Raw genomic sequence first — 13540 nt, 5'->3', positions numbered from 1 at the left:
CATGGAATACACACAGCTGGGTCGCAGCGGAGTGAAGGTGAGCAGGCTCTGCCTGGGCACCCTGAACTTCGGCTTCAACACGCCCGAAGCAGAGTCGCACGCGGTGATGGACCACGCGCACGAGTTGGGGATCAACTTCTTCGACACGTCCAACGTCTACGGGCAGTGGCCCGGCCAGCCGTCCGAGTCGGCCACCGAGAAGATCATCGGTCGTTGGTTCGCGCAGGGCGGCGGCCGCCGCGAACGCACCGTCCTGGGGACGAAGGTCTTCGAGCCGCTGAGCGATTGGCCCAACGACGGCCGCCTGTCCGCGCTCCACATCCGCCGGGCGTGCGACGCATCCCTCCAGCGACTCCAGACCGACTACATCGACATCTACCAGATGCACCACGTCGACCGGCTGACACCGTGGGACGAGATCTGGGAGGCGATGTCCGCCCTGCGTTCGCAGGGGAAGATCCTCTACGTGGGCTCCTCCAACTTCGCGGGCTGGCATCTCGCGCAGGCGCAGGAGGCCGCGATGGCCCGATCGATGCTGGGCCTCGTCAGCGAGCAGTCGATCTACAACCTGGCGATCCGCGACATCGAGCGCGAGGTCATTCCCGCGTGTGAGGCGTACGGCATCGGAGTGCTCGCCTGGGCCCCGCTGCATCGCGGCCTGCTCGCCGGGGTCCTCCAGAGCGACGTCGCGGGCACCCGGTACAACGCCGAACAGCTCGAGCAGTACCGCCCGCAACTCGAACAGTACGAGGGCCTCTGCCGCGAAATCGGCGCCCCGCCGGCGCAGGTGGCTCTCGCGTGGTTGCTCGCCCGGCCCGGCGTCACAGGTCCGGTCGTGGGCCCGCGGACCCGGGAGGACCTCGATTCGTCGGCCGCGGCCACGCGGATCCACCTCGAACCGGCCGCCCTGGAGAGGCTCGATGCGATCTTCCCCGGCTACCGCACCGCCCCGGAGGACTACGCCTGGTAGCGCCCCGGCCGCGCCTGGCCGGAACGACGAAGAGTCCCTGCCGTCGAACGCGATTCGCATCGCATTCGACGGCAGGGACTCTTTCCGCTCGACGGGCCCGGTCAGTGCTCGGGCAACTCGGTAGCCTCGTCGGCGAAGCCGTAGACCGACTTGACCTCGAGGTACTCCTCCAGCCCGTACACGCCCATGGAGCGGCCGATGCCGGATTCCTTGTAGCCGCCCATCGGGGTCGACGGGACGGCGTTGGCGCCGTTGTAGCAGATCCGGCCCGCGCGGATCCCGCTCGCGAACTCGTAGCCGCGCTTGCGGTCCGCACTGAAGACGTAGCCGCCGAGCCCGAAGATGGAGTCGTTGGCGATCTCGAGCGCCTCCTCCTCGGTCCGGTAGGGCATCACCACGAGGACCGGTCCGAAGATCTCCTCCTTGGCGAGCGTCATGTCCGGCGTCACGTCCGCGAGAACCGTCGGCTTGCAGAAGAAGCCCCGATCGAAGCCTTCGATTCGTCCAAGGCCACCGGTCACGAGTCGGCCGCCCTCGTTGAGCCCGATCTCGATGTGCCGCTGCACGCTCTCGAACTGCTGCGCGTGCACCATCGGGCCGTGGGTGGTGCTCGGATCGCGGGGATCACCGAACGTGGTGCGACCGATCGCGTCGACCAGGTGCCTGAGAATCTCCTCCTGCTGGCTCTCGTGCACGAGCAGCCGGCTGGGGGCATGACACGACTGACCCGAATTGGAGAACCCGCGCTGGATGTTGAACTGCGCCGCCTTCTCGAGGTCGGCGTCCATCAGAACGATGTTCGCGGACTTCCCGCCCAGCTCGAGGCAGGTGCGCTTGACGGTCTGCGCCGCGGCCTCGGCCACGCGGCGCCCCGCGTCGGTGGAACCGGTGAACGAGACGAAGTCGACGTCGGGGTGGCGCGAAATGCGGTCACCGACGACACTTCCGCGCCCGATGACGAGGTTGAAGACGCCAGGGGGCGTTCCCGCCTCGTCCATGACCTCAGCGAGCGCGACGGCCGACGCAGGGGAGGCATCCGCCGGCTTGAGCACCATGGTGCAGCCCGCGGCGATCGCGTAGATCACCTTCACGACGGAGGTCTGGATCGGCCAGTTCCACGGCGAGATCAGCCCGCACACGCCGATCGGCTCGCGGCGCACGATCGTATCGCCCATGCGCCGCTCGAAGGCGTAGTCCCGGATGACATCCCGGGCGATCGTCATATGCCCGATCGACGACGTGACCTGCCCCTTGAAGGAGACTGGGATGCCATCCTCGTAGGCGAGCAACTCCGGTAGCTCGTCCACACGCCGCTCGTACGCGGCGATGATGCGGTCGATGAGATCGATCCGCTCCTGGACCGTGGTGCGAGCGAAGCTCGGGAACGCGCGCTTCGCCGCAGCGACGGCCAGGTCCACGTCCTCGATGCCGCCGCCGGTGGCGACGGTGGCCCATGCCTCTTCGGTCGCGGGATCGATCAGCGGGCGCGAGCCCTCACCCGAGGGCGATACCCACTGACCGTCGATGTAGAACTGCCCGTAGTGCTTCATTGCTGTCTCCATATGCGCTCCTGCCGCCTAGCGTCACGACAAATGTCAGACTATATTCAGATTGACTCTGCGGTCAACAGTGCTCGCATCAACCCAGGGCCCCTTCACCGCCGGCGAAGCGGTCGGCAGAACAGGAGAAGTCATGCACGGAGTCGTCTTCCGCGGAAACCGTCGTCTCGACCTCGTCGAGTTGCCGGACCCTGCCCCTGGACCGGACGAGGTGGTTATCGAGGTGAAGGCCTCCGGCCTGTGCGGTTCCGACCTTCACATGTACCGCGGCGGGGAGACGGGAGTGCACGGCAAGGTCGCCGGCCACGAACCCGCGGGGGTCGTCGCGGACGTGGGCTCCGGCGTGTCCCGCGAATGGATCGGCCGCGCGGTCATGGTGCACCACTACATCGGCTGCGGCGTCTGCGATCAGTGTCACGCCGGCTGGACGCAGATGTGTCGGCGCGGCGCGCAGGCGATGGGCAACACCGCGCACGGCGGTCACGCCGACCTCATCACGGTGCCGTTCACCACGATCCTCCCGGCGCCCGAAGGCCTGAGCCACCTGGCGGCCGCCGCGATCAGCTGCGGCACCGGTACGGCATGGGGCGCGCTGAAGCGGATCGCCCTCAGCGGCGACGAGACGATCGTCATCTTCGGACAGGGCCCCGTCGGCCTCAGCGCCACGCAACTCGCGGTCGCCTCGGGCGCCCGGGTGATCGCCCTCGACATCTCACCAGACCGCCTCGAACGCGCCCGCGAGATGGGGGCGTGGCAGGTGTTGAACCCCAGCGCCGTCGATTCGGTGCCCGACGCGGTCCGAGATCTCACGGGCGGCCGTGGCGTTCCGAAGAGCCTCGAGACCTCCGGCGCATCGTCCGCCGCGCGGGATGCGCTGCATGTCCTCGATCTCTGGGGCGCCGTCGCGTGGGTGGGAATCGGCTCGACGATCCAGTTCGACCTCACCGAACACCTGTACAAGCAGATCACCGCACAGCCGTCGTGGACCTTGTCGAAATCACAGATGGCGGACTGCGCACGCTTCGTCGTGGACCGCGGGATCGACGTCGACGGACTGTTCACCGACTTCTGGCGGCTCGACCAGTGCGTCGAGGCGTACACGGACTTCGACCGGCAGACGTCGGGCAAGGCGGCCTTCGTCCCGTAGCCGCGAGTTCGCTGCGCGGCACGTACGCGTGGGCCGCGCACGAGACCCGGCACGATGGGAGCGGCCCCCGGCACGTGGGGGCGGGCCGTTCCCCGAGTCAACGAACCGGTCGTCGCACCAGCGCCCAGAGTCTGCTGTAGTCGACGCGGATCTCGTCCACACGGATCACCGCCGTCACCGTCTCGCGATCGATCGTGAGATCGACGATCCGGATTCCGGAGCCGAGATCAGCCGGGAACGGGACGATGGGGAGGCGTCGCCCTCCTCGGCTGAGCGCCCGCGCGCCCCGACCGATTCGCAGCGGACGCAGGCCGACCGCGCCGTCTCCCGCCTCGACGAGCACATCGAGCCATCCCCAGCGGACGTGGCTCGCGAGTCGGACCCGAGCGCGTTGCGGCCCCGTCGGCTCGATCGCGACGTCGCCCGCGTACCGCCGGAGGAGCGCGTTCACCTGTTCCCAGTCCCCGGAGAGCGCGAAGTCCAGCGGCGCCGAGACGAGGACGGGGTTGACTCCGATCCTGGTGTGCACGTTGCCGGCCGTGACGCTCACTCGATCGACCCGCAGGCCGTCGTACTCGACCTCGTTCGCGGCGAACGAGACGTCCTCGGCCTGGCCCGCGGCGGCACCGAAGGGCTCGAATCGCGCGTTCAACTCGGCGAGAACGAACGCGCAGCGCCTCCCGTCGACGGCGGTCTCCACTCGGCGCCCGATCAGCGTCGATCGGGCGGCGTCGAGCAAGGGCTCCAGCGGAGACTTGATCCCCCATCCCTTGGCACCGGGGTAGCCGGCGACGGGAGGCAGAAGCGCGCTCCAATCGGCGATCCATCCGCTCATGGGCCACGGACCGCCCCGGTCGGACCCCATCAGGCCGACCTGTCGATCGGAGCGGCGCCCCGCATGGTCACATCCGTCTCCACTTCGATCGTGCCGACACGGCGAAGGCTCAACCACCTCGGACGGCCGTGTAAATGTACGACAATACTACGTTGACCGTCAGTGTTTCAGCCAGTAGCGCGGACTGCTACTCGGCACTTGCGAGCCGACCGGCCGATTCAGTGGCGGCCACGCTGGCCAGCAGTTTCAGGCTCTCCTCGCTCGCCGACCCCGGTTCAGCGGTGTAGACGAGGAAGGACAATCCCGGCTCGGCCGTGAGCTCCATTCCCTCGTACGTCAGGGTGAGGTCGCCGACCGCATGGTGGTGGAACTCCTTCGTGCCGGAGCCGTGGCGTCGCACATTGTGGTCCGCCCACCGCGTGCGGAACTCCTCGCTGCGGGTGGAGAGCTCCCCGATGAGGTCGTGCAGCTGCCTGTCCCGCGGATCGCGGCCCGCCTCCGTCCGGAGGATGGATACCGTGATGTCGGATGCGGCGTCCCAGTCCCGGTAGAACTCCTTGGCCCGCTCGTCGAGGAAGCAGTATCGGGCCAGGTTGCCGCGGCCGGGGCCGCTGAAGACCTCGTCGTAGAACGCGCGGCCCAGCGGATTGGTCGCGAGGATGTCCATGCGGCCGTTCCGCACGAACGCAGGCCCGTACACGATCGCGTTCAACGCCTGCGTCAGGCTGCGGCGGGGAGCCCACGTCTTGGCCCTCCGACGCCGTACGGGGTGGGCAGCCCCGTTCGCCGCCCGGGCGAGATCGAAGAGGTGCTCGCGTTCGGCATCGTCGAGTTGCAGCGCCCGCGCCACGGCATCGAGAACGGCGTCCGAGACGCCCACCAGATTGCCCCGTTCGATCTTCGAGTAGTACTCGACGCTCACGTCGGCGAGCGCCGCCACCTCCGCGCGCCGGAGCCCGGCTACGCGCCGATGCCCGGACACCGTCAGGCCCGCGCGCTCCGGCGTGAGGTTCGCCCGACGGGACATGAGGAACTCCCGCGCTTCGGTCCTGTTCTCCACGGTTCAACACTACGACCGCACGACGCGGTGAGGGATGCTCCGCCGGTACACCTTTCGACCGAGACTCCCACACCCTGCCGCGACGAGGTCTCATAGGACCGGTTCAGTTCCGCACCGCGACGAGCAGGAGAGACGACATGACCGAGAACACCGGCTGGACGGGCGGCCAGAAGGCCTTCGGAGACTTCGCACCCGGCCTGGTGCACTACACCGATCGCGTGCTCTTCGACGAGGTGTGGGAGCGCGACGCCATGTCCAAGCGCGACCGCAGTCTGGTGACAGTCGCAGCGCTGACGGCCATGGGCAAGACCGACCAGCTGAAGTTCCACCTCGACTTCGCGCGGCAGAACGGAGTGACCGAGGACGAACTGAAGGAGACCATCCTGCACTTGGCCTTCTATACGGGGTGGCCGAACGGTATGAGCGCCATGTCCGTGGCGAAGCAGGTCTTCGGCGGCGAGGCGTGACCCCGGAGAGTCCCTCTGCCACAACCGACCCCGATGCACCTGCGCCACTGTCCCGACGGTGCCTCGGATTCGCCGCTGCCGCGTTGTCCCTGGTGGCGGTGTTCGCGGCCTCGGGCGCTCCGATCCCGCTGTACGAGCGGTATCGCACCGCGGCGGGCCTGACCACGGGCGACCTGTCGATCGCAGCGGTCGGGTACTTCATAGCGGTCATGATCACGCTCGTCACCCTCGGGCGCGTGTCCGACCACATCGGACGTCGAGTCATGACGCTCGCCGCGGTGCTTCTCGCTGCGATCGGATCGCTGGTGCTCCTCGATGTGGCGGGCCTAGGCACACTGGTCACCGGCCGGGTCCTTCAGGGCATCGCGTGCGGCCTCGCATCGTCGGCGACGACCGCGTACGCGATCGACCTCGCGCCGAACCGTCCGCGCTGGCTCGCCGCCACGGTCGTCGCGGCGGCTCCCCTGGTCGGCCTGACCCTCGGCTCCGTCGGCTCGGGAGCGCTCGCCGAATACGCACCGGCACCGGAGCGCTCCCCCTATTTCGCCGTGCTCATCGCCCTGGTCGGGTGCGCGCTCCTGGTTCTGGTGAGCCCCGAGCCGGTCGCCCGGACCGCCGGCGCCCTCGCGTCTCTCTCACCACAGGTGCACGTTCCCCGTGCTATCCGGCCCCTGCTCCCCGCGTCGATCGCGGTGTTCATCGCGACCTGGGCGCTCGGCGGCTTCTATCAGGCCTTCAGCCCGACGATCTCAGCGCAGAGCCTGCACACCACGAGCACCCTCGTCGCCGGCATCGTCTTCGCCTCGTTCATGGCGCCCTACGCATTCGGTGGCCTGCTCACCAGAGGCCTGAAGCCGGCAGGCGCACAGCGGGCCGGGATCCTGGTCTTCGCGGTCGCGGTGGTCGGGGTCGTTGTCGGCCTGCGCACCGGCACCGTGCTGACGGTGATCCTCTGCGGCATCGTCGCAGGAGCGGCGCAGGGCGCCGCCTTCACCGGCTCCATCCGCCGGCTCCTGGAGCGCACGCGTGCGGACGAACGCGCGGGACTGATGGCCACCGTCTTCCTCTTCTCCTACGGTGGCGCGGCGCTGCCGAGCCTCGTCTCGGGGCGATTGACGGCGTGGGGTCTCTCGCTCGAGACCGTCTCGCTCGGCTACGCGACACTCGCGATCATCGGCGCTGTCACTGTGTTCACTCTGTCGGCCCACCGGTCGCCGGACCGTGATTCGGAGACTTCTCCATCGTGATCGGTCGGCGCGTCTTCTCCCGTCACATCTCGACCTGTGTGATCGAGAATCCCTCGGCCCCTCGGATAGCATCTTCAGCCATGCCTGTACCCGCACCCACTACGTCCGCCCGCGCCGTCGTCACCGGCGGCTCCTCCGGCATCGGTGTCGCCCTGGCCACGGAGCTCGCCCGGCGCGGCCACTCGGTCATCCTCGTCGCCCGCAGCACCGGCCCGATGGAGGAGCTCGCCGCGAAGCTGCGCGCCGAGTTCGGCGTCGAGGCCGAGGTCCGCGGCGTCGATCTGTCGGACCACGCCGCCCGCGCCGTACTCTGCGAGGAACTCGCCTCCCGTGAGATCTCGATCCTCTGCAACAACGCCGGCACCGCGACCTTCGGCCGCGTCATCGACCTGGACTTCGACTACGAGCGCGCGCAGCTGGAGCTCAACGCGAACGCGGTGCACGACCTGACCCTGGCCGTGCTCCCCCAGATGGTCAAGCGCGGCAGCGGCGGCATCATGATCACCGGCTCCGCGGCCGGCAACATGCCGATCCCGAACAACGCCACCTACGCGGCGTCGAAGGCCTTCGCCAACACCTTCTCGGAGTCGTTGCGCGGCGAGTTGAAGAAGACCGGCGTCCACGTGACCCTGCTCGCGCCCGGCCCGGTGCGCACCGAGCTCCCCGATCCCGAGGACCGCTCGACGGTCGAGAAGGTCGTCCCCGAATTCCTCTGGGTGAACACCGAATACACGGCCCGGGTGACCCTGGACGCGCTGGAGAAGAACAAGATGCGGGTCGTCCCGGGGCTGCTCTCCAAGGGCATGTCGATGGCGGGCAACTACACCCCGCGCGCCATCATGGCGCCGATCGTCGGCGAGATGTACAAGAAGCTCGCGGGCAACTGAGGTAGGGCCCGGCCCCGTCGGACAACGGATGCGGTGGGTTGCGCCGCCCTGGCACCCACTGCAACCCGGGGCAACGCCCGAACCTGGATCGTGACGCTCATCACACTCAGCAGGTAATCATCCCGACTGAGGAGCATCCATGACCGCGATCGCCGGTGCCGAACCCGCTGAGACCACTCCGACGACCGCGCCACCGGGCGGCGGATGGTTCGTATTCGGAGTCGCCAACCTCGTCGTCGTGACGATCCTCTCCTTGGCGGGGTGGTACCTGCTCGCCGACCCGACGACGAGCCCGTGGCACTTCTACCCGCTTCCCTTCAACACCGCACTGTTCTGGGCGATCCTGTTCATCGTGTTCACCGGGTTCGCCTGCGAGTTCGCGGGGTTCGCGCGGCTGCCGCAGCCCTGGCGCGGCATCGCCATCACGGTGACGACCGCCGTCTTCGCGGTCGCGGTGACCTGGCTGCTCGGCATCGGCCTCGGCGCGGTCTATCCGGATTTCGCGGCGTCCCGCCCAGGGGGAATCGGCTACTTCGCCGGCGCACTGTTCGTGCTGTTCGGCTTCATCACATGGGTCATGTCCGTTCTGAACTGGGGGCACTGGCCGTGGCCCGCCCTCGGCCTGAAACAGCCGATGGTCGGGCTGTGCGAGATCGCCTTCGTGGCGCTACCGACACTCGCGCTGTACATCGTCTTCGGGCTCCCGGCGGTCTCGGACACCGCGTCCGGACCGATGTCGATCGACACGGTGCTCGGCTGGTTCTACTCGATCGTCGTCGCCGTACTTCTCACTGGCCAGACCCTCGACAACTGGCCGTGGCGGCTCGCGGGCGGCGCAGGCCGCACGGCGTTAGCCGCAACGGTCGGAAACGTCCTGCTCGGGACGGTGATCTACGTCCTCGCGATCCCCCTCGCCGGACTCCTCCTCGGTGCCGAGGCGACCGCCGAGCTGGGCCGCGGAATCAACCAGTTCCCCGCACAGATCGGGGTGTGCTGGGCCTTCTGGATGATCTTCTGGGCCAACGGCTTCGGGAACCGGTTCAACCCGGTGGCGCGGGCGGCGCTGACGTTCGCGCTCGCGATCGCCACCTTCCTGCTCTACTACCGCTTCCTCGCAGCGCACGTCCTGCACGAGCCCGCCGTGGCGTCCGGCATCAGTGGCAACGCGCTGGGTTTCGTGGACTGGCTGGTGCTGTGGACGCTGATCTACGTCGTCGGTTTCGAATCGCTGGGCCTACGCCGACTGCAACGGTAGCTCCGCCGACGGACCACGCCGTCACCTCTCGAGAGGTCCGGTCGATCGCTTCCCACGATCAGGGCACCGACCGACCGGACCTCTGCGTCCTGGAGATCAGCGGCGCTTGGTGCCGAAAATGCTGCGAGAGAGCTCCCGGCCGGCGCTGGAGGCCGCGGACCGCAGGAAGGACTTCACCGCCGGGTTGCTCATCACGTCCGAGACCCAGGAGGACTCCTCCTTCTCCTTCTTGGGCGCCGGCGGAGGCGGCGGTGCCTGCTCGGCGGGCGCGTTCTCCTGCTGGGCCTGCTGCGCCTGCGCCGCGAGCTTCTCGAACGCCGACAGGTTGTCGACGGTCTGCGAGTACTTCGCCCACAGGGGCGAGGCCTGCGCGGCGGAGCGGATGGCATCGTCGCCGATCGCCGACATGAGCGAGCGCGGGGCCCGCAACCGGGTCCACGCGACCGGCGTCGGCGCGCCCTTGTCGGACAGGACGGTGACGATCGCCTCGCCGATGCCGAGGCTGGTCAGCGCCTCGTCGAGCTTGTACGCCTTCGAGGTCGGATAGGTCTTGACGGTCTTGGTCAGCGCGGCCTGGTCCTCGGGCGTGAAGGCCCGCAGCGCGTGCTGGATGCGCGCGCCGAGCTGGCTGAGCACCGGGTTCGGAATGTCCGTCGGCAGCTGCGAGCAGAAGAAGACGCCCACGCCCTTCGAGCGGATCAGCTTCACCGTCTGCTCGACCTGGTCCTTGAAGGCCTTACTGGCGTCGGCGAAGAGCAGGTGCGCCTCGTCGAAGATGAAGACGAGCTTGGGCTTGTCCAGGTCGCCGGCCTCGGGCAGGTACTGGAAGAGGTCCGCCAGGACCCACATCAGGAAGGTCGAGAACAGGGCCGGCCGCGCCGCCTGGTCGCCGAGCTCGACGAGCGTGACCACGCCCTGTCCGCCCGCGGTGCGCAGCAGATCACCCATGTCGATCTCGGGCTCGCCGAAGAAGGTGTCGCCACCCTCGGCCTCGAGGTTGACCAGTGCGCGCAGGATCACGCCGGCGGTCTGCTTGCTGACGCCGCCGATGCCCTCGAGGTCGGCCTTACCCTCCGCCGAGGTCAGGTATGCGATGACCGAGCGGAGGTCCTTGAGGTCCAGCAGCTCGAGCTGGTTCTGATCCGCCCAGTGGAAGATCAGGCCGAGCGTGGACTCCTGGGTGGCGTTGAGCCCCAGTACCTTCGACAGCAGGATCGGACCGAACGACGAAATGGTCGCGCGGATCGGTACCCCGATACCGTTCGTTCCGAGGGAGACGAACTCCGTCGGGACAGAGGAGGGCCGCCAGTCGTCGCCGGTGTCGGCGGCGCGCGCGGTGGTCCGGTCACTGGGCTCACCGGGCTTGGACAGGCCCGCGAGGTCGCCCTTGATGTCGGCGAGCACGACAGGCACGCCGTTGGCCGACAGTTGCTCGACGATGAGCTGCAGCGTCTTCGTCTTACCGGTGCCGGTGGCGCCTGCGACGAGGCCGTGCCGGTTCATCATGGCGAGCGGGATGCGCACCTTCGCCGACGGGTCGACGGTGCCGTCCACCAGAACGGTGCCGAGCTCCAGCGCGGGGCCCGGGAAGTCGTAGCCGGCCGCGATCGTCTGCGCCGGAGAGTTCGCGTTGTCAGTCACGGTGCAAACCCTAGCTTGGATACGCTGAACCGCGTGGACGACAAACTCGTATGGGTCGATTGTGAGATGACCGGCCTCGACCTGACCTCCGACCGCCTCATCGAGATCGCCGCGCTGGTGACCGACGGGGACCTGAACGTCCTGGGCGAGGGGGTGGACCTGGTGATCCACGTCGACGACGCCGCGCTCGCCGCCATGCCGCCCGTGGTGCAGGAGATGCACGCCCGCTCGGGCCTGACCGAGGAGGTCCGCAGGTCGACGGTGACGGTGCGCGAGGCCGAGGAGGCGGTGCTCGCCTACCTTCGCGAGCACGTCGAAGCAGGCGCCGCGCCACTGGCCGGCAATTCGATCGCCACGGACCGGCGGTTCATCGCCCAGGAGATGCCGGAGCTGGACGGATTCCTGCACTACCGGATGGTCGACGTGAGTTCGATCAAGGAGCTGTGCCGCCGCTGGTACCCGCGGATCTACTTCGGTCAGCCCGACAAGGGCCTCGCCCACCGCGCACTCGCGGACATCCGCGAGTCGATCCGCGAACTCAAGTACTACCGGCGGACTGCCTTCGTCCCCGACCCCGGACCGTCGACCGAGCAGATCACCGAGATCGTCGGGGAACTCGGTCCGGCCTGAAGCCGCAGGTCAGGCGCGTCGGCCTCGGCGAGCCCATACCGATTGGATTCCGTCGCATCCGTCGGGTAAAGTTCTCCGAGCCTGGCGATCCCAGGCACCTGGTGGATGTAGTTCAGTTGGTAGAGCACCAGATTGTGATTCTGGCTGTCGCGGGTTCAAGTCCCGTCATCCACCCCGGATGAGAAGCCCGGTCTTGCAACAAGATTCGTTGCGAGGCCGGGCTTCTTCGTGTCCAGCCGAGTAGCGCGACCGGAGCGGCTGCGAGTCCTGATCCGCGGGCGGATGATCACGCTGTAGCCGGAAGACCTCTTCCGGCTACACCGGCTGCTTCTCCGCGAAGCTGGCGGCCTCGTCGAACTCGGCGTCGACGGCGGCGTCAGGCTTGTGGGTGGCGAGGCTGACGGCGATCGCGACGACGAGGTTCGCCGCGAAGCCGGGGACGATCTCGTACAGCGCGAACGGGGGCCACTGACCCCACACGAAGGCGACGACGGCGCCGACGATCAGGCCGGACAGCGCGCCCGCCGCAGTGAGCCTGCGCCAGAACAGGGCGAGGATCACGACGGGACCGAAGGACGAACCGAACCCCGCCCAGGCGAAGCCGACGAGCTCGAGAATGCTGTCGGACGGGTCGATGGCGAGCAGCACCGCGATCACCGCGACGATGAGCACACCGAGCCGGCCGAGCCGCACGTAGGTCCTGTCGCTGATCTGCGCGTCCCGGCCCGACTTCTCGGCAAAGATCTTGAACAGGTCCTCGACCAGCGCCGACGAGCACACGACCAGCTGCGAGGACACCGTCGACATGATGGCGGCGAGCACGGCGGCGAGCACGAGGCCGGCGACGAACGGGTGGAACAGGACCCGCGCGAGGACGAGGAACACCGTCTCCGGGTCCTTCGGTGCCTTCTCCGGGTGCAGTGCGAAGTAGGCGATGCCGATGAACGCGGTCGAAATCGCACCGAGCGCCGTCGCGATCATCCAGCTGATGCCGAAGCGACGCGCGGTGACGGCCTCCTGCGGCGACCGCAACGCCATGAACCGCACGATGATGTGCGGCTGACCGAAGTACCCGAGGCCCCAGGCAGCGGCGGAGATGACCCCGAGCGCCGTGCCGCCGGCAAACAGACTGAAGAAGTCGGGGTTCACCGAGTTCACGGTATCGGCGGTGACTGACGGGCCGCCGACCTCGATCAGAGTGACGATCGGCACGGCGACGAGCGCCGCGAGCATGAGCAGCCCCTGCGCGACGTCGGTCAGGGTCGCTCCGAGGAAGCCTCCGAAGAGCGTGTAGACCATGGTCACCACGGCGACGATGAGCATCCCGTGCAGATACTGGACGCCGAAGGTGCTGTCGAAGAACTTGCCGGCCGCGACCATACCGCTGGAGACGTAGAACGTGAAGAACACCAGGATGATCAGGCCGCACACGATCCGCAGGGACCGCGACCGATCCCGCAGCCGATGCTCGAGGAAGCTGGGGATGGTGATCGAGTTCCCGGCGACTTCGGTGTAGGAACGCAGGCGCGGCGCGACGAACTTCCAGTTGAGCCAGGCACCGACGGTCAGGCCGATCGCGATCCAGGACTCGACGAGCCCCTTGGCGTAGATCGCGCCGGGCAGCCCCATGAGCAGCCAGCCCGACATGTCCGACGCGCCCGCACTGAGCGCGGCCACCCAGGGTCTGAGGCCGCGGCCGGCGAGCATGTAGTCGTCGAGGCTGTCGCGCGTCTTCCGGTACGCACTCCAACCGATGTACAACATGGCGGCGAAGTACAGCGTTACCGCGATGGTCTGATACGTCTGGTCCGACACGGGTCTCCTCTGGTCCAGGAACCGAAA

12 protein-coding genes and 1 tRNA gene are annotated in these 13540 nt (G+C 68.2%); 8 read left to right on the top strand and 5 right to left on the bottom strand.

The features are described from left to right. The first annotated feature begins 1 nt into the window (after position 1). Positions 2 to 970: an aldo/keto reductase gene (locus tag AC21LY_RS11285; RefSeq protein WP_489046558.1), complete on the top strand. Its 969-nt coding sequence runs from the start codon at positions 2 to 4 to the stop codon at positions 968 to 970. A gap of 101 nt (positions 971 to 1071) precedes the next feature. Here AC21LY_RS11285 and AC21LY_RS11280 read toward each other — a convergent pair whose 3' ends face one another. Continuing rightward, positions 1072 to 2532: an aldehyde dehydrogenase family protein gene (locus AC21LY_RS11280; RefSeq protein WP_489046557.1), complete on the bottom strand. Its 1461-nt coding sequence runs from the start codon at positions 2530 to 2532 to the stop codon at positions 1072 to 1074. 130 nt (positions 2533 to 2662) lie between these two features. Between AC21LY_RS11280 and AC21LY_RS11275 the strand changes: the two genes are divergently transcribed. Further along, a complete protein-coding gene (locus AC21LY_RS11275) occupies positions 2663 to 3676 on the top strand; it encodes a zinc-binding dehydrogenase (RefSeq protein ID WP_489046556.1) in 1014 nt (337 codons plus the stop codon). Between the two features lie 97 nt (positions 3677 to 3773). Here AC21LY_RS11275 and AC21LY_RS11270 read toward each other — a convergent pair whose 3' ends face one another. Together AC21LY_RS11270 and AC21LY_RS11265 are read right to left on the bottom strand one after the other, a co-directional pair. After that, the gene (locus AC21LY_RS11270) at positions 3774 to 4511 is read right to left on the bottom strand and encodes an LmeA family phospholipid-binding protein (protein WP_489046555.1); all 738 of its coding nucleotides are present in this window, start codon (positions 4509 to 4511) and stop codon (positions 3774 to 3776) included. A gap of 187 nt (positions 4512 to 4698) precedes the next feature. After that, positions 4699 to 5571, bottom strand: a complete 873-nt coding sequence (locus tag AC21LY_RS11265) for a helix-turn-helix transcriptional regulator (RefSeq protein WP_489046554.1) — start codon at positions 5569 to 5571, stop codon at positions 4699 to 4701. Positions 5572 to 5708: 137 nt separating this feature from the next. On the opposite strand from AC21LY_RS11265, the gene AC21LY_RS11260 reads away from it, so the two are divergent. The 4 genes from AC21LY_RS11260 to AC21LY_RS11245 all read left to right on the top strand — a co-directional run bounded on the left by AC21LY_RS11260 (position 5709) and on the right by AC21LY_RS11245 (position 9427). Continuing rightward, the gene (locus AC21LY_RS11260) at positions 5709 to 6038 is read left to right on the top strand and encodes a carboxymuconolactone decarboxylase family protein (protein ID WP_489046553.1); all 330 of its coding nucleotides are present in this window, start codon (positions 5709 to 5711) and stop codon (positions 6036 to 6038) included. Positions 6039 to 6130: 92 nt separating this feature from the next. Next, on the top strand, positions 6131 to 7285 hold the full coding sequence (locus AC21LY_RS11255) for an MFS transporter (protein WP_489046552.1): 1155 nt from the start codon (positions 6131 to 6133) through the stop codon (positions 7283 to 7285). An 80-nt stretch (positions 7286 to 7365) separates the two neighbouring features. After that, a complete protein-coding gene (cmrA, locus tag AC21LY_RS11250) occupies positions 7366 to 8172 on the top strand; it encodes a mycolate reductase (RefSeq protein WP_489046551.1) in 807 nt (268 codons plus the stop codon). Positions 8173 to 8311: 139 nt separating this feature from the next. Then, complete coding sequence (locus tag AC21LY_RS11245) at positions 8312 to 9427, top strand: hypothetical protein (protein WP_489046550.1); 1116 nt, start codon at positions 8312 to 8314, stop codon at positions 9425 to 9427. 96 nt (positions 9428 to 9523) lie between these two features. Here the strand turns inward: AC21LY_RS11245 and AC21LY_RS11240 are convergent, their stop codons facing one another. Next, positions 9524 to 11068, bottom strand: coding sequence for a helicase HerA-like domain-containing protein (locus tag AC21LY_RS11240; RefSeq protein WP_489046549.1), 1545 nt, complete (start codon positions 11066 to 11068; stop codon positions 9524 to 9526). A gap of 33 nt (positions 11069 to 11101) precedes the next feature. On the opposite strand from AC21LY_RS11240, the gene orn reads away from it, so the two are divergent. Together orn and AC21LY_RS11230 are read left to right on the top strand one after the other, a co-directional pair. Next, positions 11102 to 11698: an oligoribonuclease gene (gene orn, locus AC21LY_RS11235; protein WP_489046548.1), complete on the top strand. Its 597-nt coding sequence runs from the start codon at positions 11102 to 11104 to the stop codon at positions 11696 to 11698. 101 nt (positions 11699 to 11799) lie between these two features. Further along, a tRNA-His gene (locus AC21LY_RS11230) sits at positions 11800 to 11872 on the top strand. Between the two features lie 141 nt (positions 11873 to 12013). Here the strand turns inward: AC21LY_RS11230 and putP are convergent. Beyond that, the gene (gene putP / locus AC21LY_RS11225) at positions 12014 to 13513 is read right to left on the bottom strand and encodes a sodium/proline symporter PutP (protein WP_489046547.1); all 1500 of its coding nucleotides are present in this window, start codon (positions 13511 to 13513) and stop codon (positions 12014 to 12016) included. Positions 13514 to 13540 lie beyond the last annotated feature (27 nt).

The organism is Tsukamurella sp. II2bb, from assembly GCF_057815145.1.
This window is presented reverse-complemented; position numbering and strand designations above follow the sequence as displayed.